At 59.7% G+C, this 22,490-nt stretch carries 24 protein-coding genes and 2 tRNA genes; 14 read left to right on the top strand and 12 right to left on the bottom strand.

Annotation, left to right across the window (positions count from 1 at the left end):
* Positions 1–7: 7 nt before the first annotated feature.
* The 4 genes from AB4Y34_RS12960 to AB4Y34_RS12975 all read right to left on the bottom strand — a co-directional run bounded on the left by AB4Y34_RS12960 (position 8) and on the right by AB4Y34_RS12975 (position 5,204).
* Positions 8–1,480 carry an AAA family ATPase gene (locus tag AB4Y34_RS12960; RefSeq protein WP_368716248.1) on the bottom strand — a complete coding sequence of 491 codons (1,473 nt, stop codon included), beginning with the start codon at positions 1,478–1,480 and terminating at the stop codon, positions 8–10.
* A complete protein-coding gene (locus AB4Y34_RS12965; RefSeq protein ID WP_368716249.1) occupies positions 1,480–2,688 on the bottom strand; it encodes a DUF262 domain-containing protein in 1,209 nt (402 codons plus the stop codon). Before AB4Y34_RS12965 ends, AB4Y34_RS12960 begins: the two co-directional genes overlap by 1 nt.
* Positions 2,689–3,172: 484 nt before the next feature.
* Positions 3,173–4,033: a DUF5655 domain-containing protein gene (locus AB4Y34_RS12970; protein ID WP_368716250.1), complete on the bottom strand. Its 861-nt coding sequence runs from the start codon at positions 4,031–4,033 to the stop codon at positions 3,173–3,175.
* A 163-nt stretch (positions 4,034–4,196) separates the two neighbouring features.
* Positions 4,197–5,204, bottom strand: a complete 1,008-nt coding sequence (locus AB4Y34_RS12975; protein ID WP_368716251.1) for a hypothetical protein — start codon at positions 5,202–5,204, stop codon at positions 4,197–4,199.
* A 272-nt stretch (positions 5,205–5,476) separates the two neighbouring features.
* On the opposite strand from AB4Y34_RS12975, the gene AB4Y34_RS12980 reads away from it, so the two are divergent.
* The 4 genes from AB4Y34_RS12980 to AB4Y34_RS12995 all read left to right on the top strand — a co-directional run bounded on the left by AB4Y34_RS12980 (position 5,477) and on the right by AB4Y34_RS12995 (position 8,857).
* Positions 5,477–5,827, top strand: a complete 351-nt coding sequence (locus tag AB4Y34_RS12980; RefSeq protein WP_368716252.1) for a hypothetical protein — start codon at positions 5,477–5,479, stop codon at positions 5,825–5,827.
* Between the two features lie 173 nt (positions 5,828–6,000).
* Positions 6,001–6,285: a hypothetical protein gene (locus AB4Y34_RS12985; protein WP_368716253.1), complete on the top strand. Its 285-nt coding sequence runs from the start codon at positions 6,001–6,003 to the stop codon at positions 6,283–6,285.
* A 415-nt stretch (positions 6,286–6,700) separates the two neighbouring features.
* A complete protein-coding gene (locus AB4Y34_RS12990; RefSeq protein WP_368716254.1) occupies positions 6,701–7,960 on the top strand; it encodes a hypothetical protein in 1,260 nt (419 codons plus the stop codon).
* Positions 7,961–8,203: 243 nt separating this feature from the next.
* Complete coding sequence (locus AB4Y34_RS12995) at positions 8,204–8,857, top strand: hypothetical protein (protein ID WP_368716255.1); 654 nt, start codon at positions 8,204–8,206, stop codon at positions 8,855–8,857.
* A 391-nt stretch (positions 8,858–9,248) separates the two neighbouring features.
* On the opposite strand, the gene AB4Y34_RS13000 is transcribed toward AB4Y34_RS12995, so the two are convergent.
* A tRNA-Arg gene (locus tag AB4Y34_RS13000) sits at positions 9,249–9,325 on the bottom strand.
* Between the two features lie 119 nt (positions 9,326–9,444).
* Positions 9,445–10,275 (bottom strand): undecaprenyl-diphosphate phosphatase, encoded by an 831-nt coding sequence (locus tag AB4Y34_RS13005; protein ID WP_368716256.1) that lies wholly within the window; start codon positions 10,273–10,275, stop codon positions 9,445–9,447.
* A gap of 588 nt (positions 10,276–10,863) precedes the next feature.
* On the opposite strand from AB4Y34_RS13005, the gene AB4Y34_RS13010 reads away from it, so the two are divergent.
* From AB4Y34_RS13010 to AB4Y34_RS13020, 3 genes are all read left to right on the top strand, one after another.
* Positions 10,864–11,772 (top strand): aldose epimerase, encoded by a 909-nt coding sequence (locus tag AB4Y34_RS13010; RefSeq protein ID WP_176380388.1) that lies wholly within the window; start codon positions 10,864–10,866, stop codon positions 11,770–11,772.
* Positions 11,773–11,924: 152 nt separating this feature from the next.
* Positions 11,925–12,650, top strand: a complete 726-nt coding sequence (locus tag AB4Y34_RS13015; protein WP_368716257.1) for a peptidoglycan DD-metalloendopeptidase family protein — start codon at positions 11,925–11,927, stop codon at positions 12,648–12,650.
* Between the two features lie 98 nt (positions 12,651–12,748).
* Positions 12,749–13,075 (top strand): hypothetical protein, encoded by a 327-nt coding sequence (locus AB4Y34_RS13020; RefSeq protein WP_018433468.1) that lies wholly within the window; start codon positions 12,749–12,751, stop codon positions 13,073–13,075.
* A gap of 50 nt (positions 13,076–13,125) precedes the next feature.
* On the opposite strand, the gene AB4Y34_RS13025 is transcribed toward AB4Y34_RS13020, so the two are convergent.
* Entirely contained in the window at positions 13,126–13,263 is a 138-nt protein-coding gene (locus AB4Y34_RS13025) for a hypothetical protein (RefSeq protein WP_368716258.1), read from the bottom strand.
* A gap of 803 nt (positions 13,264–14,066) precedes the next feature.
* Here AB4Y34_RS13025 and AB4Y34_RS13030 point away from each other — a divergent pair.
* Complete coding sequence (locus tag AB4Y34_RS13030; RefSeq protein WP_013089991.1) at positions 14,067–14,375, top strand: DUF2288 domain-containing protein; 309 nt, start codon at positions 14,067–14,069, stop codon at positions 14,373–14,375.
* Positions 14,376–14,431: 56 nt separating this feature from the next.
* Positions 14,432–15,799: an MATE family efflux transporter gene (locus tag AB4Y34_RS13035; protein ID WP_176380432.1), complete on the top strand. Its 1,368-nt coding sequence runs from the start codon at positions 14,432–14,434 to the stop codon at positions 15,797–15,799.
* A gap of 221 nt (positions 15,800–16,020) precedes the next feature.
* On the opposite strand, the gene AB4Y34_RS13040 is transcribed toward AB4Y34_RS13035, so the two are convergent.
* Positions 16,021–16,188, bottom strand: coding sequence for a hypothetical protein (locus AB4Y34_RS13040; RefSeq protein WP_176380387.1), 168 nt, complete (start codon positions 16,186–16,188; stop codon positions 16,021–16,023).
* Between the two features lie 180 nt (positions 16,189–16,368).
* On the opposite strand from AB4Y34_RS13040, the gene AB4Y34_RS13045 reads away from it, so the two are divergent.
* Positions 16,369–16,545, top strand: coding sequence for a hypothetical protein (locus AB4Y34_RS13045; RefSeq protein ID WP_176105550.1), 177 nt, complete (start codon positions 16,369–16,371; stop codon positions 16,543–16,545).
* A gap of 194 nt (positions 16,546–16,739) precedes the next feature.
* On the opposite strand, the gene AB4Y34_RS13050 is transcribed toward AB4Y34_RS13045, so the two are convergent.
* Complete coding sequence (locus tag AB4Y34_RS13050; RefSeq protein WP_368716259.1) at positions 16,740–16,943, bottom strand: hypothetical protein; 204 nt, start codon at positions 16,941–16,943, stop codon at positions 16,740–16,742.
* Here AB4Y34_RS13050 and AB4Y34_RS13055 point away from each other — a divergent pair.
* Entirely contained in the window at positions 16,942–17,100 is a 159-nt protein-coding gene (locus tag AB4Y34_RS13055; RefSeq protein ID WP_176105549.1) for a DUF3309 family protein, read from the top strand. The two genes, AB4Y34_RS13050 and AB4Y34_RS13055, sit on opposite strands and share 2 nt — an antisense overlap.
* Before the next feature lie 70 nt (positions 17,101–17,170).
* A tRNA-Pro gene (locus AB4Y34_RS13060) sits at positions 17,171–17,247 on the top strand.
* Between the two features lie 138 nt (positions 17,248–17,385).
* Here the strand turns inward: AB4Y34_RS13060 and AB4Y34_RS13065 are convergent.
* Positions 17,386–17,802, bottom strand: a complete 417-nt coding sequence (locus tag AB4Y34_RS13065; RefSeq protein WP_368716260.1) for a DUF4279 domain-containing protein — start codon at positions 17,800–17,802, stop codon at positions 17,386–17,388.
* 10 nt (positions 17,803–17,812) lie between these two features.
* Positions 17,813–18,589, bottom strand: coding sequence for a hypothetical protein (locus AB4Y34_RS13070; protein WP_368716261.1), 777 nt, complete (start codon positions 18,587–18,589; stop codon positions 17,813–17,815).
* Positions 18,590–19,127: 538 nt separating this feature from the next.
* On the opposite strand from AB4Y34_RS13070, the gene AB4Y34_RS13075 reads away from it, so the two are divergent.
* Positions 19,128–19,586, top strand: coding sequence for a histidine phosphatase family protein (locus AB4Y34_RS13075; RefSeq protein ID WP_176124133.1), 459 nt, complete (start codon positions 19,128–19,130; stop codon positions 19,584–19,586).
* 156 nt (positions 19,587–19,742) lie between these two features.
* Complete coding sequence (locus tag AB4Y34_RS13080; protein WP_013089997.1) at positions 19,743–20,555, top strand: GNAT family N-acetyltransferase; 813 nt, start codon at positions 19,743–19,745, stop codon at positions 20,553–20,555.
* Between the two features lie 96 nt (positions 20,556–20,651).
* Here the strand turns inward: AB4Y34_RS13080 and ppx are convergent, their stop codons facing one another.
* Positions 20,652–22,304, bottom strand: coding sequence for an exopolyphosphatase (ppx, locus tag AB4Y34_RS13085; RefSeq protein WP_176380384.1), 1,653 nt, complete (start codon positions 22,302–22,304; stop codon positions 20,652–20,654).
* Positions 22,305–22,490 lie beyond the last annotated feature (186 nt).

Raw genomic sequence — 22,490 nt, forward strand, 5'->3', positions numbered from 1 at the left:
TAATTGCTCACCGTTGTTGCCATGGGATAGCGTTGACGACGCCCGTTATGCTGCCGGTCGCTAAGGCTCGAGCCTGTTCAGCAACAATTGGATCGCTCATCCAAGCCCCGATCAGTGCTTTCCGTGCATCCTCGACCGTCATCCCTTCAATGTTCTGACGAGCGAGTAGCGTCGTCAAAAAATCGTGATGGTTGACGTGAGCCATAGCCAAAAGCGTGCGGCGCAGTTCCACAGGGTCGACGCCGAGTTTATCGGCAAAGATCACACAATCTTGGTTGACCAGTGCGACAGCCGCTTCGATCGGATCGTTTTGTCCCGGTAAAAACAGAATTGTGTCGCTTGCGTCGGCAAAGGCCTGCCGCTTGTCCCCGTCTAAGACTGCCAGTGCTTTACAAACACGGGTATCCGCTGGGAAAAGACTAATGAATCTGTTTACTTCAGTAGCACCGCCAAATACGATCTGTACGTCGATCGAGTCAGCGATATCGCTTGCCCAGCGGTTCACCATATACCAAACTGCCGCCCGTGCGTCGACATCTTCGACCACAACTAGGAGTCTTCTTTGCGAAGCGAGTCCAAGCGCGCGTATAGCGTTACGTCTAGTTTCGGAAGGCACGATGCGAGGCGTATCCCGGACGGTATCAGCATGAACCAGGAATATCTCGGTTTCCCGCATTCGCTCTAAAAGTTCAACCGCATGCGTTGTGAACGCAATCCAAAGCTCTCGCTCCTTGGCAAGCAATGCCAGAGCATCACTAAGCGCCCTTCGACTCGCCGGTGACAGATGCGAATCTGGTTCGTCCAACAGGATCACAGCACCACTTTTTGAGCGATATAGCTTCCAAACCAAGTAGCACGCGCAGAGTTCACCAAACCCCATCGAGCGATTGTCATATTTCAATCCGGCAACTTCAACGCTAAAGAAAGGGAAAACACGGTCTTCCGAATCTTCGGTAACTGCTTCGCTTACACGGGGCGCAGCGGGAGCCTCTATCTCGAGGACGGTTATAGAGTCAAAATCGCGCGCACAGATATGGCGATATAACCCCAATATTAGTTGGTTTGGGCTGTTTGGCTCGTATTGCGCAAGCAGTTCGTCGAGATGCGCCTGCTCCTCAAAGAATTGCTGCATTACGTGCACGTCTAAAGATATGCTGACGTACTCGGCAGCGAGGCCTTGCGGCGTCGCCATATTATCGGGCGAGTCAATGGAAAAATCACGCCCTCGATAAAATCCGCTAATTCTCTGTATTGGTGGGCGAGCAAGTTGATCGAATTCGCCCATGAAAATGGAGCTAAGCGATTTCAAAAAGCTTGTTTTACCAACCCCATTAGGACCTATGAAGGCTGTCAACCTTCCAGTAACGACCACGTCATCGCTTCCATGGTCATGAAGCGCCATAATATTGCCGACACGAAGCTGTTGCCTTTGCTCGTTTCGGCACTCTTCCCATGCGTGGTCAATATCGGCTTTTCGCATCAGAACCCCGCACCCCAAGCGATATTTTCGATAAATTCTAGGGTCGAGCGTTCGTATTGATCTGACGACCTATTTTCGTCGCGCTGCAAAAACTCGCCCATATGTCGATATGCAGGGTCACTGCAAATTGCGCCTGTACCGCCCGTGAACTCGAACCAACAGGCCCAGAGAGCGAAATCACGCAAGACCACCGAGGAAACATCTGCGACGCGAGAGCTCGCGCGATCTGAATAAAGCGGCATCAGAGGCAGGGTGGAATGCTGCCCACTACCGTACATATGAGCGAATTCGGGAGACTCGGTCCTTACGCCAGGACCAATTCCAAGCCTCACCGTTTCGAAGAACAAAAAGAATTGCGTAACCTTGTTCAAATCACCTGTTGCTGTCAGGCGCGCGAAGAATAGTAACCAAGAGTAGAAAGTCGCCTTATTTAAACGAGGAGTTTCGGTGTCGTCACCGATGCGGCCCATCACCTGTAGCGCACAACGCACCGCGCTTTCGAGACGCAACATGACATCGTCACGTAGCGGGGTAGATCTCCGGTACATCGCATTGACAGCGCTGGCGGTAACCTTGTTCCTCAGCGTGCCGAATTCCAAAGTACACGCAAAACGAGCAAAGACATCATCATATGCCATGCGGCCATTTGTAAATCCGAGCATCGACCTCTGATTCGTCGTCGCATTTTCGAATTGCGCGACAACCTCTCGTATTTGATCTCGAACAGGACCAAAGAAAGCGTTGCGTTTCTCTGCTGGGGTCAGCCCGGTTGGCTGGTTGAGTCGGAAAAAGATCTCGGCAGGCTCTTCTGGCCGATAGTCGGTAATTTCGTACATACGAACCGGCGTCCGAAGAAACTCGCGTTGCATTCCGAGCGGTAATAAGCTGAATCGGATTCCGTGGAGTGATTCAATTGACTGGTCAAACGGCTCGATACGCCCATCAATGAAAAACTCGTTCAACATGAAGTCTCGTATCGAAGCCAGTCTTTGCTGTCCGTCAAGCACCTGCTGGGGTTGTCCATGCCCACCTGAAATCAGCAGGACGGGTGGGACAACCCACCCACGCAAGATAGAATCGATTAAGCGCTGCTTCTTGGCAGTCGGCCACACCTCGCCACGTTGAAAGTCAGGCTGAAGATCGATATCCCCATCGCTTATCCGGCGGAACACGGTAGCGATGTCTGGCTCTGCGGGAATGAAGCGCATGTTGGTTCTCAATACTCAGTGTTATTGTTTCGTCTCGTCGCACCGTTCCTTTAGATACCGGAGGCTCATGCACTCGAGTTCGGGTCAGGCCATACGGACTGCTTGGACGCCTATGCGGCGGGGCGAACGATGGAAGTTGATGGCCTAGCAACGGATGTGCATTATACGTGGCGGACTATCTTGACGCGACGGGCGACCAGTGCGCAAACCCGGTTCGGCTTCAATGGCTGACGGTCTATTGTGAGTCGGGTCGACCGCGCCGACGCGGCGGCAGGGATCATCAACCGCGAAGGCATCACGTGGCGCGACGCTCGCGGCGTGTTGCGCCGATACCCGGGCCGTCCGCGAACTCGCGAGCGCAAGGCTTGCGATGCTGCGTGCTTACGACCTTTGCCGCCTTGGCGAACACCGCCGCTATGACGCTCGCCGCACGCGTTAATGTACGTGAAACCGGCCATGCTCGAATCAAACTGAAGGTCTCCGACTAAGCACGGTCATCGTATGCCTTTTTCAAAAGCTCCAGTAGGAACGTTTGGTTTTTTTCAATATCTTCGGAGTGAAGCTTTATCCTGTATGCTCCATGCCTAGCATATTCCAGCAAATCGAGCCCTGACTCTTCGAGTTTGCGATCCACGGATTCATTTTTCTGGATCCTGATGGATAGATTCATTGCTGCCTTTCTCGGGCGACAGCTTGCAAAATTAAAGCTTATGCCGGATTTTTTGAAGCCTATGTAATGCTTATTGTAATTTAACTCAAGCGATGGATCAAAACTCTTGCACATATTCAAGACACGATCCGCAAGCTTTACAGTTTGGGCTCGACTCTCCCAATATGAGCGATCCGTCAATTCCAATGCGACTTCATCCTCCTCGGCGGAGCCAAGACGAAACGCGTCAACAATTTTTGTGAATAGCAAACCTACTCCGTCTCCAGACTCAATTGCTGTTAGCTGAAACGCAACAATCGGAATGTGGCCGTTAAATAGGCTTACGACATTCAAAAAACGCGTCGTAACATTTTCGGCAATTAACACCGCAACATGCTCATATTGAGGATAACGACGACGCTCTATATCCCAATACTCTATGGTTCGAATGATATGACTTTCGTCCGTTGCGCCGAGCTGCAATTCGACGGCGTAGCGAATGGCCCCGTCCCCGGCGCTATCCTCGAATAGCATATCAAGTCTTCCACCAGAATACTGACGACGCTCCTTTGCAATGAGAGTCAATTCACCCAGGCCGAGTACTGCCGGATTTTCAGTGATGACATCCTGAACCCACCTTTCGTTAATGGAGGAACTACCTTTTAAAGCCACTGTCTTGATGGGAACGTATTTCATGTTGATATTTTTCGGCGGTGATACCGATTAGCTTTTTTCTTTAAGAGCGCCGACCTGCCTACGATTTAGGTCAAGGCACAGGCTAAGTCCGCGGTTAGAACACTAGCGGTTTGACGACTAACGGCGCGGGTAACATTGTGCTGCACCACGTGCGAAGCGGTGACTAATGCTCATGTGCGCCTTGTGGACTATTGCCACACGACCCAAAAGACTGAGATCCACACCAGCGACATTTTCCACCGCCACTGCCATGCTTGTGCTTACCCGTTGGACTATTACCGCATGAGCCATAAGACGAACTGCCACAGAAGACACATTTTTTTTCGTCATCGTTATGTTCATGCTTCTTGAACGGGCTCGTGCCGCAACTACCGTAGGAGGATGAGCCGCAGTAGACGCAGTTGCTTTGTTTGCTCTTATTATTGCTGCCCGACCTGTTCCCCTTCTCCGGCGCGCCCTTGCCCGCACTATTGCCCGCGCTATTGCCCGCGCTATTGCCCCCGCTATTGGCTGCGCTTTTGGCCCAGCCGAGTAGTATGGCAACTAGCAGCCCAACTAGCAGCCTAAACACCCACCGGACCGGGGGAACCTTGTTGAGTAGCCAAATGACTAGCACCACGGCAACCCAGAAGAGGACCACTCGCGCGGTGGACAGTCGATTCGAAACGTAATTGAAATTGTTCGCGTCAGCTTGAATACCTGGTCGACTCTCCAAGACTGAATCCGCGCTTTGCGATTTGCCTGAATCTCGTTCCATCAGCGGGGCGCTTGCGGATCCGGCCGCCTGCTGCGTAAGGTCGGTGGCTTCAGGTTTTGCGTAGTTTGAATGCGCCGCCTCGGCATCGGGCGGTGATTGTGTTTGACCGCCTTCTGCTACCGCAGCGATCGTCTTCCACGTTGCAAAAACCCCGTCGACGCAAGGAACGTCGATGCAAGCATCTCGCTCCTGTCGCCAGGCTTCGACTTGATCCTTCGAAACCGTTCCGGCCTCAAGAAGTTTCTCTTGCTGAACGTAGATGTGGTCGTACTGCGAGTTCAGGATGGCGTGGTCGCATATCACACGCTCGGCAGACTGATGGGTAATGTCACACTGGATGTCATTGGCCCACGCGAGCGCGCTGTAACTGACGACACAAGTCGAAATCAGCCACGTAAAAAAGTCACGGCGCACTCAAGTCTCCTACGAAAAAACGTTGCAATTCGCCAATAGCATCTGTCACCATTTCGGTGAACCTGATGGTGCTATCGGAGATTTATCGGAAATCTTTAGCGAGAAACGTAGCGAAGGAGGATTGCTCAGGGTCGGTATGCCTGTCACATCATGCTCGGAACGAAGCGCGGCACATGCATACGCCCGTAGGTCAATGCGGCGCGAACGGGCCGGTCGGTTAGGTTGAGAGGCGGTGTGCACACTGACATGTCCCGAACCCTTGGAGGATTGCAATGGACGAAATCGAAGCATTGGCCGCGCGCGTTGACTACGACCCGGACGTTGACGCGCTGCGACTTGCAATCGCTGACCTCATCGGAAGCCTGATTGCGGAGCGCCGAGACGCCTTGGGCTATTGGGAAAAGCACTGGTTCGCACAGGCGCTGGCGTCGCTCGCTTGGAATGTCGGAGGCAGGCACCGCGACTCGACCGCATGGCTTCGGCTATCGCTCGTCGCGCTGCAAACCGCTCTCGTGCCTCTGGCCCGGCGCAGCGACGACTATGCGCCGCTCAGCGCGGATATCGAAGCACTGACCGCCGAACAGTTGCTCGACGATGCTCGCGCGCTCGGCGGGAGGGTCTAGTCACGATGCCATGCTTGACTCTGCGCTGTGCGTCATGTGGTCGCCCTGACGGCCCGCGCCCTGATGGCGCGGAACCCGTCTTGTTCCAAGGTCAGAAGTGGTGTTCGTGGAGTGCTGCCATCCGGCGGACGACAGGCGGGATAACATTTGTTGAACGCCCGAGTCCCGGCCTGATGTCCGAAGGCTTGCCGGACGACCCTGTTGACGCGTGGCAAGACTGCTATGAGGCCAAGCCGAAGAAGCGAATCAGGAAGGACAACGCACGGGCCGAAATTCAGCGGGCGTGGTCGATATGGGACGGCGACAAAGCGTCCGGGCATGCGATGTTCCTGTTCTACGGTTGGTTGCAGCGACACCGCCCGTATTTCCTGACCTTTCGGGCGAAAGGCGACCCGTGGCAGACGGTGCATAGCTGGCTCATACAGTACGAAGACAGTCGTCGGAACAGCGGTGGGTAGATCGGGCGCGCCTTTCCGAATCCGTCACAGGTTCGCTATTCGTCCCTCGCTGGAATCCCGCCTGAGTTGTCCTCATATTGTCCTGAACGTAAATAAAAACGCCTTTCCCACATGCGTTCATGTCGCGCAAAGTCTTTCCTGACAAGGCTTCTGGCGACACGCCGACGTTTTTCGGAATTTCCCCTGTGCGGGGCCTCTCGGGGTCCTTACCGGGCCTTCGGGAAATGCGGGCATCGGTTGCGCTCAATGTGACTCAAAGCTGATGGCCTCCATACGCCAATTAAATGCAGTGTCGGTGCGTCTGGACAGCATTAAGCGCGGTCGCGCAGGATACGAACGGCCACGATCAATTTCAGTTCCACACTAACTCCTCGGTTATATTGCCCGTTTCGATTCGGCGATGAGGCGCGGCAGCATGGACATATTCGGCGTTATAAGAAAATGGGATCTTGATCGTCCCAACCTTGATTTCGCCATCTACAGTCGGAAGATCGTGGGGCAAATGGCCGATGACATCCAAAATTGCTATTTGAAAGCCCCGCCACCATCGGTAGGGCGCTTCAACCAGAGCCTCCACACGGCAACCGAAATTGTCGAAAACAAAAAACAGGCTGAAGAGCTTGGGCTACCCCTTTTGTTCTCGAAGCAGATCATGTTGCCGGACCCGCTGTTCAGTCTGTTGGCACCGCGAGCTTCGATGCTCTGGAAGCGCTTGCCCGAAGGTGGGAACAAGAGCTACTCCAAGTTTCCGCAAGTAACCTCCGGGTGGCGGAGCTATTGGTCAACGGACACACCTGAGCGCTTCGCGCTCCTCAACTCGACGCTGCCGCCGCTAGTCGCGCAACTGCTCAAACTGCGGCCTCTGATCGACGATGGACACATTGTGCTTCACCCATGGGAGCTAGCGGTCGAGCCCGAAGTCGAATTGCTCAGGAAGTCGGTCATTGACCTGCAGGAAAAGCCCGATGTGATCAAGGAGATCACACAACGGTTTAACCAGGACAACTATTCAGCTGGGGTGCGTCTCGGTCCGATCGGTCTTACAGTCAGCCAAGACTGGCCTGCACACGGGCTTCGGAAGGACGATCCAATGTGGTTTGGAGACAAGGCACAAATCTTGGTGATGGGGCTCATCCATTCCATTGTTGCCACCAAATATTCATCGAGTCTTCTGGAAACGCTGCCGGGCGACCGGCTTGTCTACGACTATGTTCGGACAGGTGGAATCCTTAAACCGAAGACTGATCAGATCGTTAGTTCGATACAAGTGCCGAATCTGTCGGAAGCGCTTTGGGATGACATCGTCGCGATCAAGAACGATTCTGAGCTGTTGAGCCAACTCAAGGATACGATTGCCGAGGTCGCGTACTGCAATGATGATGATCAGAGGGTGCTCATCAAGGAGGAAATCGCGAGCATCGCGTCAAAGCTGAAGGCTGACACTAAGTTGAAAAAGTATGCCAAGTTTTCCGTCTCTGACTTTGGTGTCGGGCTGATTACCGGCACGGGATCGAATGTTCTAACCGGCTCTTCCCCTGCGGTTGCAGCCACGGCTGCCGCTGTCAGTACCGGCATGTCCTTCGGGTACAAGCTCGTGTCGGAATATTTCGGACCAGAGAATAAGGGGCTGAGGCGGCGAAGGGATGTAATCGTGCGCATCAATCACAAGTTGTAACTTTCGGGCGTGTGTCACCCTCGACGGCAATCGGCGTACGACAGAAGAGGCCCTACAGGCGGCCCAATCTCAACGTGCAATCGAGGCTGCCCTCCCCGCGCTCGCATTTTATCGCCCGCCAAGCTTGCCAGAATCGCTTAGGATCGGACCTGAGCACAGGGATGGCCTTCGGGTGCTGTATCGGGCCGCCCGCCTTGTGCGGGCGTTTTTTCGCTCACGCCAATCAAACCAATTAGAGGCTAAATGAAAGCATCGGAAGCGATTCAGCAAATACAGGCCGACGTCGCGGACGTCAAAGCGAATGGGGTACAACAGATTCTTGTTGCCAACCTTGAGGCGTACCTGGTCACGGCCTTACAAAAAGCTCATGCGGAGGAATCGTCTGTTGCCAGCGCCGAACAAATCGCCCAGGCCGAGCACAATAGAGAGGTATGGAAAGCGCAGCTAGCCGCAAACACCAACCACCAGGTGGAGATGTTCAAATCGGTTATTGAGGCCGGACAGACCGCCCTTCGGTCTGCAATCGTCATCAACGGCGGTGCGGCAGCTGCGTTGCTCGCTTTCGCCGGAAACGCCATCACGAAGGGTCAGTCGCTGGCAGGCGACCCTCTACTGTCCAGGATCGGCATGGGTCTTATGTGGTTCGTCGCGGGAATCGGTTGCGCCGGTGTGGCCACTGGCGCGCGATATCTGGCGCAGTGGGCCTACTCGGCATGTCAAGGCAACCCGCAAAGGCGTTACATGAAAGCGACCGCTAACACTTTCCAATGGGCGTCCATCATCCTCGCCGTTGCATCGTTCGCGACCTTCTTCATCGGAGGTTACTCGACATATCAGGCTATCGCGAAGCCGGGCGACACGCCAATCGCCCATGCCGTTTCGCAGAACGCGCGATAGGCAATCTTCACCGGGCGGGTGGCGTAGCTATCCCTTGCGCGAGCGCGGCGCGATGTATTGCCTGCCCGTCTTTCCGGCGCGGGTGGTTGACGTGACGGACGGCTCACGCGGCTGTGCGAGATCGCCCGGTGTGTGCTCGCGCAGCGCTCTCGCCAGCAAGCTCCCACCAACGCGCTCGATGGGTGAATTGGTGCTCTCAGCAATATCCATGAGCCTGGCGCGGTCACTATCATCGAGCCAGACAACGGTGGCCAGGCTAAATCCAGGCATGACGGCCTCCGCGCAAGTTGGGAACGCCGTGACTATCACGAAAATGCCTACACAGTGCCTACACGTCCCGCAGAAAGCAAAAAGCCCAGTCACACGAACTGGGCTAATTACATGATTTTACTGGTACGGCAGGAGGGGCTCGAACCCCCGACCCTCGGCTTAGAAGGCCGATGCTCTATCCAGCTGAGCTACTGCCGTATGGATCGCTATTCGCATGAAACCGGTACTCGCGGCGAGCCGCCCGATTTCGCACAAACTAAAATTTTAACTGACCCGCAAGCAACCGGGCCCGGATTATAACCGATCGCCCGCCGCCCTCAGACCGGCTGCGGATGCAGCATGAACCAGCCGAGGAACACGATTCCCGCGATCGCGCAGTACAAACCGAACGACGCGAGACGCCCGCGGCCCTCGAAGTAGCGCATCAGGAAACGCACGCTCAGGTACGCGGCGATCGCGGTCAGCACGCCGCCGAGCGCCGCGTCGGCAAGCTGGCTCGGCGCGTGGAGCAGCTTTGGCAGTTCGAGTACGCCAGCCGCGAAAATGATCGGCGTGCCGAGCAAAAACGAAAACTCGGCGGCTTTCTCGGTGGTGAGGCCGGCCGCATTGCCGGCGATCATCGTCAGGCCGCTGCGCGAGAAGCCCGGAATCAGCGCGCCGATCTGCGCGAGGCCGACGAAGAACGCCTGGCGGAACGTCAGCTTTTCCGGCGCCCGATGCGCGCGCGCGCGTTGCAGGCGATCGCCGAACCACAGCAGCACGCCGTTCACGATCAACGCAAACGCGACGATTCGCAGATCGTGAAAAAGCGCCTCGAGGCGCTTTTCCAGCACGAGACCGACGAGACCCGCCGGAATCGTACCGATGATCAGCGCCCACATCATGTGACCGTCGTCGTTGCGGCGGCCGCCGAGCGACGCGAAGAAACCGCGCACCAGCGCGTACCAGCGCGCGCGGAAGTACCACAGCAGCGCGAACGCGGTGCCCAGATGCAGGGCGACGAGGAACGGCAGCAACTGCGGCGCATGCTTGTCGATGTGCATGTCGAACAGGGCTGGCACGAGCAGCGTGTGGCCAAGGCTGCTCACGGGAAACAGTTCGGTCACGCCTTGCAGCACGCTCAGGAAAATCAGAAACGACAGGTTCACGCGGCGGTCCTTGTAAGGAAAATGTCGGGGAACTGCGCCGCACAAAAGGAAAGCCGGCGCGTCAAAAGGCGCACCGATTATGCCTGGCTGCACAGTCAGCGCCAAGCGGTTAGGCCACATTCGGATAGATATTGACGCGCTGCGTCACAACTCGACACGGTTGTTACGCGAGGGCAAGGAAGCGAGCAGCGGATTCGCCGCGCGCGTATTGCGAACGCCGAGGAATGAACCCAGCGGGATCAGCGCTTGAGCGAGTGGAAGAAGTAGTACGTGCTAGCCGTGAATATGCCGAACAAAGAAACGGCCATTGCCATTGCGAGATCCATGGTGCCTCCTGAGCCGATTCGCCCGGGAGTCGGATAGACCGGACGCTCAGACGGATTATCAATAGGATTCGCCCTTTTCCGACACCCGCAATTTCCCGGGAAGGGTTTCCCCGTAGCGCAAAGCAGCGCAAAATCGCGGTTTCACCGAGCGTGACGCAGTCGCGGCGAGTGGCGCAAAACGCCGCTTCAATGCGGATTGCGTCGGCCGACGCAGCCGACCGCTTTGCACGACCCTCAACTTCTATCTGGCTACCTACTGACCATGCCCCTCTCCCCGGAACAGGACATTCTCGAGATCGCCCAGGACGCCTCCGTGCTCCGCTTTTCGCCGCAAGCCGGCGGCCGCCTGCTGTCGTGGACGATCGACGGCGAAGAGGTGATCCACTGGCCCGAGCACGCCGACTGGAGCGTGCCCGCGCGGATTCGCGGCGGCAATCCGCTGCTGTTTCCGTTTCTCGGCCGTCACTTCGTCGACGGCAAGATCGGCTATTGGCGTGACGCGCATGGCACTGTGCGCGAGATGCCAATGCACGGTTTCGCGCGCGACCTGCCGTTCGAGCCCCACGCCGACGTGCACGGCGCGGGCCTGCGCATGGTTCTGACCGACAGCAAAGCGACCCGCGCCGTCTATCCGTTCGGCTTTCGCTTCGAGGCCGCTTACGAGCTGATCGATCCGCGCACGCTCGACGTGACGCTGACCACCACCAATACCGGCCACACGCGCCTGCCCTATTACGCCGGCCATCACTTCTACTTCACGCTGCCGCACACGCAGCGCGCGCAGACGACGCTCCAGCTGCCGCGCACTGAACGCTGCCGCCAGCTCGGGGATGGCTCGATCAGCCCCGCCGAGCCTGGCGAAGCGAGCTACACGCTCGACGAAGACCGCATCTACGACCGCTTCCATTGCCTGAGCGGCACGCCCGATCGACCGGTGCGGGTCGAGGCGCCGGGCATCAATCGCGTGATTACGATCGATCTGCAGCGGCCCGGCTCCGTGCCCTGGTACTCCATCACGACGTGGACTGAAACGCCGCAGTCGGACTTCTACTGCGTGGAGCCGTGGCTCGGGCTGCCGGATGCGATCCATAACGGCCGCGGTTTGCGCTGGCTCGAGCCGGGACAAACCGAGACGGCGGCCCTGCGCATTAGCGTCGAGAAGACCAGCTGATACGCCGACGGCGGCGGCGAGCCGCTCGAAGCGGCCGTCCGCCCCCTCGCCCCCCTCGCGGGGGGCGCAACACAAAACCGTTAGAATCGAACGCTTTGTCTGTCTGTGCCGCGTGATCGGGATCGGCGCGCGGCAGCGCTTTGCGAGGTCCAATGCTGGAAACGACAAGAATCAAACGACTCGGTTGCGCGGCGTTGTTCGCGCTGCTCGCCGCGTGCGGGTCGGCGCCAGTGGCGCCAGGCTACTACCGGGTCGAACGGGGCGATACGCTGTCCAAAATCGCGCGCGGCAACCGGCAGTCGGTGCAGAACATCGCGCGCTGGAACAACCTGACCAACCCGGACAACATCGAGGTCGGCCAGGTGCTGCGTGTCGCGCCACCGAGCGGAACGGCGTCGACGAGCGGCGCAATCCGTAGCGGCGGCGGTGGTGGTGGCAGCAGCGGCAGCGCGAGCGCGTCGGCCGCGCCGCGTCCCGCGCCGGCGGACACTGCGCCGGCCACCGCGCCCGCGCCGATTTCGCTGGTCTGGCCGGCCGACGGCACCGTATTCCGCCGTTTCGACGGCGGCAACTCGAAGGGGATCGATATTTCCGCGGCGGCCGGCACACCGATCGTCGCGGCGGCACCCGGCACCGTGGTCTATGCGGGCAACGGTCTGCGCGGCTACGGCAATCTTTTGATCCTCAAGCACAACGCCGACTATCTGACCGCTTACGCGCATAACCGCGCGCTGTTCGTGAAGGAAGGCGAATCGGTCAAGCGCGGCCAGAAAATCGCCGAAATGGGTGACACCGATACCGATCGCGTGATGCTGCATTTCGAGCTGCGCTACCAGGGCCGCTCGATCGATCCGTCGAAGGAACTGCCGCCGCGCTAGGCGGCGGCGGGCGCGGGAACCCCACCGTGCTATAAACGCTCAATTCGAAGCGGCGTGGCTGCGCGCCACGCCCTTCCGTTATTTGCAAGGAATCTGAAATGAAAAGCCCATTGGCGCGCGTCGCGACGGCCGCAACGATCAGTCTCGGCCTCCTGACGCTCGGCGGCCTCGGCGGCTGCTCGACCACGACCACGATGACCTATCTGCCGAGCGGCGACACGGGTTTCGCGATCAACTGCAGCGGCAGCGACGCAAGCACGAGCTGGGCCGAGTGCTACAAGCGTGCGGGCGAAACCTGCGGCAACTACGGATACGACGTGGTGTCGAAAGACGTCGACAACGGCGCGACGTCCGGCGGCACGATCGGCGGGATTTTCGGCGCGAATGTGAAAAACCGTTCGATGGTCATTCGCTGCAAGCAGTAAAGGAGGCACACCATGCGGTGGGCGGCCGCCCAGCGGGATAGCGTCACCGCTTAGCGGCGTCGCCGGCGTCCCGAGCACGGATCGATGCGAGCGGCGAAACGCAGCAGCAACGTGAGCGCGATCATCCATGCGCCGACAAAGATGATCACCCCGGTCATGAGCTTCCCGCCGAAAAAATAATCGGCCATCAGCGGCCATGTGTGTGAATTCGCGGTGAAGATCGCCGCAGTGGTTAAACACCCGCGTAAATCCGTTCAAAAAAAAGCCCGGCACGAAGCCGGGCTAACGGGGGTTCGGCGCATATCGGCAAAGGACCGGTTCACCATGCGCCAGAACGAAATCTAACAATCTGCATTTACAAGCGCAATCCAATAATTTTGCGGTCAATGTTACACGGCGTACGGATTACGCAATCCGTGAATCGGAAATGACGGAATGAGACCGGCTAAATGCGCCGCAGCCGGGATACGCAACCCGCCAGGTCATTCAGACTGGATTCCCCGAGGCTCGCACCAATCAATGTTCCTGGCCGATCGAAGAAAAGCCCTGGAAAACAGCAGAGGAAAGACATCTGTCCGAATAACACTAACTCGTTCTCCAAAAAACCGTTTTCACTTGCGAATATAAACTTGGTGCGGAAACGAACGTAACGCATCGATTAGTCGCGCCAACACTTTCGAATAATCTTCGATGTTTCCTCACAACAAATTCGCGAATAGCGAAAGATTTAACATCAACAATTCCACCGACAATCGTGAAAACGCATTCAAGCTCGCGTTTCAAGTTTGAATATTCGGACGATTAATCGGACGCTGATTGGCGGCAAGGCTCGTGCGCCGTCGACGTTGAATCCGCCGGCATCCAGGTTCAGAATCCGACTCAGTCCGGCGATGCATTAAAAGACCGCTCGGCGCGTTGCGGAAGCCCGCCACGAGGCGCGACGGTCTGCGCCAATAGTTTATAGTGACGGCCCCGTCCGACCCCGCCTACGATGACTTCCAACGACGCCCCCCAAAGCCCCCTGTACGCGAAGCTGCTCGGCGAAACCGCCAAGATCGGCTGGAGCGAACTCGAACGTTTCTTTGCGCGCGGCATCCTGCTGCACGTCGCGCGCGACCTTGATCTCGTGAGCGTCGCCGAAGCGATCGCCAACGACGACACCACTCAGGTCGCCCAATGGTTGTCTTCCGGCCTCGTCGAGCGCGTGCAGTCGGAGACGGCCGCCGATTTCGCCGCGCGCGACCCCGAGCTGTGGGCGGTCGTGGTGTCGCCGTGGGTGTGCGTGCAGGAGCGCTCTTGAGCGACGCGAGGACGTCCGATGCCGGGACGCCCGACGCCGGGAGCCCCGACGCCGGCATGCCCCCCGCCGCGCCTTCCGAAACCGCCGCGCACTCGGCCAGCGCGCCTGCGCTGCCGGTGCGCTGGCATCGCCGGGTGCTCGCGCTCGCGTTCCCGATCGTCCTCGCGAATCTGACGCAGCCAATCCTCGGCGCGGTCGATACCGCCGTCGCTGGTCATCTGGACAGCGCCTCGTATCTCGGCGGCGTCGCGCTCGGCGGCCTCTTCTTCAACTTCGTGTTCTGGGGCTTCGGCTTCCTGCGCATGGGCACCACCGGCCTCGTCGCGCAGGCGCACGGCGCGGGCCACGGCGACGAGCTGCGCAACAGCGTCGTGCGCGCGCTGCTGATGGCGGCTGCGATCGGCGCGCTGGTGCTGCTCGTGCAGCAACCGCTGATCGACTACGCGCTGCGAGCGATCGGCGGCAGCGACGCCGTGCAGCGGCACGCGCAGGTTTATTGCCACGCGCGGATCTGGGCCGCGCCGCTCGCGCTCGGCAACTACGTGGTGCTGGGCTGGCTGCTCGGCACGCAGCGGGTGCGGCTCGCGTTGCTGTCGCAGGTGTTCATCAACAGCGTGAACATCGTCGCGGTGCTGCTGTACGTGTACGCGTTTCATTGGGGCGTGGCTGGCATCGGCGCGGCTACCGCGACTGCCGACGCGCTCGGCTTCGTGCTCGGCCTCGCGCTGCTATGGCACGGCAGGCCGCGCGGCCTACCCGCGCTGAATCGCGCCGCCTTGTTCGACGCCGCCGCGCTGAAGCGGCTCGTCGTGCTGAATCGCGACATTTTCGTGCGCACGCTGTGCTTGCTGTCGTCGTTCGGCTGGTTTGCGCATCTCGGCGCGCGGCAAGGCGACGCGACGCTCGCCGCGAACGCATTGCTGCTCAATTTCCAGACCTTCATGGCGTACGGGCTCGACGGTTTCGCGCATGCGGCCGAGGCGCTGGTAGGCGCGGCGATCGGCGCGCGCGATCGTCACGCGTTCGCGCAGGCGGTCAAGGTCACCGCGCTATGGTCGGCGCTCGGCGCGATCGGCTTTTCGTTCGTGTACTGGGGCGCGGGCGCATGGATCATCGAGCGGCTCACCGATCAGGCCGCCGTGCGCGCCGCGGCCGAAACCTATCTGCCGTGGGCGGCGCTGTCGCCGGTCATTTCGGTGTGGGGCTTCCTGCTCGACGGCGTGTTCATCGGCGCGACGCGCACGCGCGAACTGATGATGGCGATGGTGGTGTCGCTCGTGGTGTTCGTGGCGGCATCATGGGCATTGCTCGCGTGGCACGGCAATCATGGGCTGTGGATCGCGTTGCTGATCTTCATGGCCACGCGCGGCGCGACGCTCGCGCGTTACTTGCCGGGCGTGTCGCGAGGGATCGCGGCGGCGTAGTAGCGCGGTGCGCCGCTCTTCGTTGGCTGTTCAGCGGACGACGGACCGTTGCGGCTTGAAACAAGCGCATACATATCGCATAACGAGCGCGTCCTAGAATGTTTTCAGCCCGTGCTCTGCGCGCGAACAGTCGGCACGGGTCAGAAGTGCCGGCGTGCCCGCGCCGGCGCTTCGCTTTTCCCACCCCGCCCTTTCCCGATCGTTTTCACTTCGACGACCGCTCACTGTGCGACGGGCGCGGGCACCATCGCGGGCGGCCGATCGTCGGTGGGCACGCCGTGGTAGTCGGCGGGATCATGTGGCGGGCTGCCGCGATGCGCGGACGAATTGTCCGCACAGCCGGCGACGCCGGCGCACAACAGCAAGGCAACAGTCAGAACGCGGGTCATTTTGCAATCTTCTCCGGGACAAATAGGATGGCGGACGTCCGCCGTCGCGCCGAGAGTCTACCCGTAAAGCGCGTTCCGCGACGCCATCACGCCGGCTCCTGCCGCGGTCGTTCCATTTCGTGAGATTTCGCCAGACCTGCGCTACTATGGGTTCATGGCTGAACCTACCGGGAGACTGCCATGGACGGTGAATCGATCGCGGGCCTGGTCGGGCTCGCCATAGGCCTGATCGTGCTGGTGGCGTTGTCGATTTTCGAATCGCGGGCCTACCGGCGAGAACACGACGGCGAGGGCATGCTGCACCACTGGACGCATCAGCATCTGCATATGCCGCATTGGAGGCGTCCGCGGCATTGACGCGGGCGATCTTCGAACCCGGATGGAGTCGCCCTAACCGGGGCACTGGCATATCGCAGTGCCTCATTTGCGCGTCCGCTCGGTGATGCGATGACCGGCGTTGCGGCGCACGCATGCGCCGCGCGCGTCGTCGTCCGCTGCACGTGCGCAATCCCTTGTCAGTTCCTTGGACATACCTACATCGAACGGTGACGCTACGCGCGCCGCTCCCTCCTTTTTTCACCTTCGTCCAAGGCCCTCGCCGGATCGATCTTCATCGGTGATTGGCACATGCCTTGCGGGTTCCGATCCAACAACAGGCGCGCGATACGCGCGTCGATTGTCGCGGCGCGCATGCGCCAAACCAGCGTGACGATGCGGCCAGCGATTTCGCTGCCCTTCGAAAAGGAGAACGCCATGACCGTCGGAACCATCCTGCTAATCGTGCTCATCCTGCTGTTGATCGGCGCATTGCCAAGCTGGCCGTATAGCAGTGGCTGGGGCTATCGACCGACTGGGCTCGTCGGCGTCGTGCTGATCGTCGTGATCATTCTGCTGTTGATGGGGCGTATATAGCTCACCGCCGAGCCAGCGCAAGCCAAGGCATTGACGCTCCTGTCCGTACCCCCTATACTCTCGGATTCGTCGGAGCGTAGCGCAGCCTGGTAGCGCATCTGATTTGGGATCAGAGGGTCGAAGGTTCGAATCCTTTCGCTCCGACCATTGGAATCAAGCACTTAGCCCAGCCTTAACCGGCTGGGCTTTTTGCTTTCTGGGTCCGTCCAGGCGCTGTGTAGGCAAATTCGACCAACGCGAATCGGCCTTCTCGCGATCCCTCGCCTAAAATCTGCTAGCGAGGCTCTATCGATATTCATCAATCTCAACGGTGCCGCCCATGGCTTCCATCATGGTGCGAATATCGTCGGGCACATCAGGCACGCGGTCGCCCCTCCCGTTGTCCCAATAACAGAAGAAACGCATCTGTGCGCCCTTGTCTGCGAGTAGCTGGCGCAGGTCATCTCGCGGCAAATTCAGGCGATCAATAAGGTAGCGGAGGTGCGGTTCCAGCGAGTCGCTATGAACGGCGGCTTTGCTTCTCACCCCCCATACGCCAGTACGCCCCGGCACGCTACTCAATCGCCCCGACGGAGTCAAAAACCGCTTCCCCTTGACTATCGCCGTGTCCGGCGAAACGCCGAAATATCTGGTCCAAACATCGGGATCCAAATCATCCCCGGCTATCGAAAATGATGCATGTGCGAGTTGATGTACGTTCATCGTATGAAGATCAGTTTGCATAGTCGTGCATATTGCCGATGATGTTTTTTCTAAATTCAACGTCCCCACTATCGTGCCAAATGACATTGTCATCGCCTCGCAGCTTGAGATCATATTTCATCGCATGAATCATGTCGCCAAACGTGTCGCGGTCATATCCCAGCATTTTCGCCGCGTAGTTCGGATTGTTCGTGCTCGCCGCGAGTTCTTCTGTATCGTCGCTGAGGGCCTCTGGCTGATAGTCGAACGGCCGCGCATCGCCAAGCAGCGTTGATGCGACTCTATTGCCCGCTCTGGCTGCGCGCGCAGCGTTCAGCCGGGCTTGCCAGGTGGCCGGATCATACTGGACGGACAGAATGGGTTCGCCGTCCGGGTGACTGCCGGTCCTCGCTATGGGATCCCTTAACGGCGTACTGCTGTGGGCTGACGGAAACAGGCCATTGCGCGGACCTTTAATGGCAAGCAGGTTACCCCGGCGAACCTCTTCGAAAAGAGCAAGGATGACCCACCAGCCATCGGTGTCGGGGTTACGGTCCCGCACGTTATGAAAAAACAGCCAGTGACTGTCAAGGAGATTCCTGACAAGCTTCCGGTCCTGCTCCCACTTCCTGTGATTTAGTTCGGCAATCTCAAGAAATTCCCGGGTCTCCGCCCTGGCCTTCGGAAGGTCTGCGGCCTTGCCGAGGCACGCCTTATAGCGCCATTCGTCGCAGATGACATAACAGGCACCCGGTGGCCGCTGGCAGAACAGCTCCACGGAGTGCATCTCAAATACGGACAGGGACATAGGTGTGTCGTTGGTCTATCTGAAGTCGCTGCCGGGGTTGGCAGCATTCAGATAATTACCGTGCGACAGGCAGTCCGTACATGGGCGACCGCCCAAAATCTCTTCAGCTTTCGATGAGACAGAAAAAGCGTTGTCCACCGGCACATGAGCCTGAACGGAGTGTCGAAGGACGCGTTTCCGCCCGATATCGAACCCGATACGATCTGAATCGTGCGCCGCTTAACAGCGAATGCCTGAGGGTGACGGATCATAACCGGATGATCATCAAGTTGGACGAAACAGAGCGAGTTCGCTCAGGCTCATTTCGGTCTTGGAAAGTGCCTTTTAGAACCTTCGTTCAGGTACCGCCTCGCGCTTCGCGTCGGCGGCGGCGCTTTGCCGGGCGTCCTGTTCGTGCGGGTCACCGACAGCCGATCCATCAGGCACTCGCCTTGCAAACCATCACCCGTGCATGCGACAGTGCTTGCGCACGCACCTCGTTGCCAAGCCGCGCAGACCCGCCGCAACGCCATCCCAAGCCGCTCAAAAGGAGACTCCCATGGACCTGATCCTCTGGCGTCATGCCGAAGCAGAAGATGTCGCCGCGAGCGATCTCTCGCGCGCGCTCACCACGCGCGGCCGCAAGCAGGCGCAAAACGCCGCGAAATGGCTGCGCGCCCGCCTACCCGAGGACGCGGTCGTCCTCGCGAGCCCCGCCGTGCGCACGATCCAGACCGCCGAGACGTTGAGCGACCAGTATCGCGTCGTGCGCGAACTCGCGCCGAACGCGAGCGCGAACGATGTCCTCGAAGCGGCCGGCTGGCCCGGCGGCATCGCGCAGACCGTGGTGATCGTCGGCCATCAACCGACGCTCGGCCACGTCGCCGCGCAGCTGCTCGGCGACAGCCGCGCGAGCTGGCCGCTGAAAAAAGCGGGCATCTGGTGGATCGAGAGCCGCGAGCGCCACGGCGAAGAGGAGGCAGTGTTGCGCGCCGCCATCAGTCCCGATCTGATCTGAGCGCACGCGTCGCGCGACGCGTCCGACTTGACAGGCACACACGCGAGGGCTTACGGGCAGTCATCCAATCGTCACAGCTTTGCCATGCGAGCGTCACCGCGCGTTACTACATTGGCGAAAAAAGAAATCCTCCCTCTTTTTCGACTAGGACAGCCAATGCGAGAACTGCCGACGCCCACCCTGCCCTTCGCCTCGCTTTTCGAACCGCGCCGTCTGCCGCGCGCCGAGGAAACGGTTACCGCGCAGCATCGCCTGCAAGTGTCGTGGGCGCGTACCGACGAAGAGCTGCGTGAAGCGCAGCGTCTACGCTATCGCGTCTTCGCCGACGAAATGGGCGCGCGCTTGAGCGGCCCCGCCGGCCTCGACGTCGATGCCTTCGATTCGTACTGCGATCATTTGCTGGTACGCGATCTCGACACGTTGAAAGTAGTCGGCACGTATCGCGCATTGCCGCCGCATCAGGCCGCGCGCATCGGCCGTCTGTATGCGGAAAGCGAGTTCGACGTGTCGCGTCTCACGCATCTGCGCGCGAAGATGGTCGAGGTCGGCCGCTCGTGCGTGCATCCCGACTACCGCAGCGGCTCGGTGATCATGTCGCTGTGGGCAGGGCTCGGCGCGTACATGAAGCACAACGGCTACGAGACGATGCTCGGCTGCGCGAGCGTCGCGATGGCCGACGGCGGCCACTATGCGGCGAACCTGTATTGCTCGCTGCGCGACAACGCGCTGACCGCGCCCGAATATCGCGCGTTCCCGCATACGCCGCTGCCGGTCGACGACCTGCAGACCGGCGCCGCCGTCGCGCCGCCGCCGCTCGTGAAGGGCTACTTGCGACTCGGCGCGAAGATTTGCGGCGCACCGGCGTGGGACCCCGACTTCAATACCGCGGACTTCCTGACGCTGTTCCGCCTGTCCGATATCAACGCCCGCTACGCGCGACACTTCCTCGGCGATGCGTTGCCGCGCTAAGCCGCATCACCTGGGAAGCGAAAAAGCCCTGCATTTGCAGGGCTTTTTTGTGCACGCGCACGCCGCGAATCGAAGCGTGCGCCGATCGGCGCCGCGTCAATCGTCCGTATAAACCACGCGATACGGAATCCCGACTTTCTCCCACTCCGCTGCTTCCTGAATCAGGCTGTAGTCCGTCAACGGATTGTTGGCGACCCACTCGTTCGGCAAACGCACCTCGTAACCGCCGTTCGCCTGAGCAACCGTGATACCCGGCAGGCCGACGTCCGCGCGTCGACGGCACAGCAACGCTGCGAGCCGCAGGCAGAACAGCAGCGGCCATTCGACGTCGCGCGTCTGCGACAGCTTGCCGAGCTTGCCCGCGTGGCCGAGCACGAGCGCGGCGAGGCGCGCCTGATCGGTGCGCGAAAAGCCCGGCATGTCGGCGTTGCTTGCGATATACGCCGAATGCTTGTGATAAGCGCTATGCGAGATCGACAGCCCGATTTCGTGCAGCGACGCCGCCCAGCCGATGAACATGCGGTTTTCCGCGCGGCGTTCTTCGTCCGGTTCGATGAACTGGTCATAGAGGCTCGTCGACAGATCGCTGATACGCCCGGCCTGCGCACGATCGACGCCATAGCGGCGCATGAAGCCCCCGACCGTCACCGTACGCATGTCCTCGTGCTGCGAACGGCCGAGCAGGTCGTACATGACGCCGAGACGCAGCGCGCCGTCGGTGGTGTCGACATAGTCGACGCCCAGTTCGTCGAACACCGCGATCATGATCGACAGGCCGCCCGCGAGCACCGGCACGCGGTCGCTCTTCAGCGCGATCAGTTTCAGCCGGTTGACGTTTTCGGCCTTGATCAGCGCGCGCTTGAGCCGCTCCAGGCCGCCGCGCGAAATGCCGTGCGTGACGCCGGCGTCGTTGAAATTGTTCGCCTCGACCAGCTCGGCGAGCGCGCGGGCGGTGCCCGACGAGCCGATCGCCTGCTCCCAGCCGGTCTTCTTGTATTCGGCGGAAATAATCTGGATTTCGCGGCGCGCGGCGAGCTCGGCCTGACGCATCGTGTATTCGTCGACGTTGCCGGCCGGAAAAAACGTACGGCTATGGCTCACACAGCCGATATACAGGCTCTCCATCTTGATCGGCGTGTAGTGCGAGCCGATGATGAATTCCGTCGAACCGCCGCCGATATCGACGACGAGCCGCTTGCCCGCGCTCGCCGGCACCGAGTGCGCGGCGCCTGCATAAATCAGGCGCGCTTCCTCGCGCCCCGCGATCACTTCGATCGGAAAACCGAGCGCCGCCTGTGCTTCGCCGAGAAACTCGCCCGCATTCTTAGCTATGCGCAGCGTATTGGTCGCGACCGCGCGCACGTGGTCGGGGTGAAAATCGCGCAGACGCTCGCCGAAGCGCTTCAGCGCATCCCAGCCACGCACCTGCGAGGCGCGATCGAGCATTTTGTCGCTCGATAGCCCGGCCGCGAGCCGCACCGGCTCGCGCAAGGCGTCGACCTGATAGATCTGGCTGCCCGCGTCGGTTTCCTCGACCCGGCCCACGATGAGCCGGAAGCTGTTCGAACCGAGATCCACGGCGGCGAGGAGATGAGGGATAGTGACCATCGGGTAAGCGTACTCCATGCGCGCGAGCGCGGCGGCTGCGGCTGCGGGCGTGGCGGCGGACGCTGGCAGCGCCACGCGCCTGCCCGGCGCCTTCGACGCATGGTGCGCGTCGCGGCCGGCCGCACTGTTCAAAGACGCCATTCTAAGCGTAGCAGCCTTCACGGTGTCACCTCGCGGCGCAGGGAGTTCGGTATCGTCGCATAGGTAGCGCGTCATATTGACGACAGCCGACGATTGCGGCATAAAATGTTTAAAACACCGCCGATGTCATCAGGACGTCACCAAATCGTGAGAATTTCCGAGCGTCTTTCCGTCGCCATTTCAGAC

The organism is Paraburkholderia sp. BR10954 (genome assembly GCF_040965775.1).
In the GTDB taxonomy this organism is placed as follows: domain Bacteria; phylum Pseudomonadota; class Gammaproteobacteria; order Burkholderiales; family Burkholderiaceae; genus Paraburkholderia; species Paraburkholderia youngii.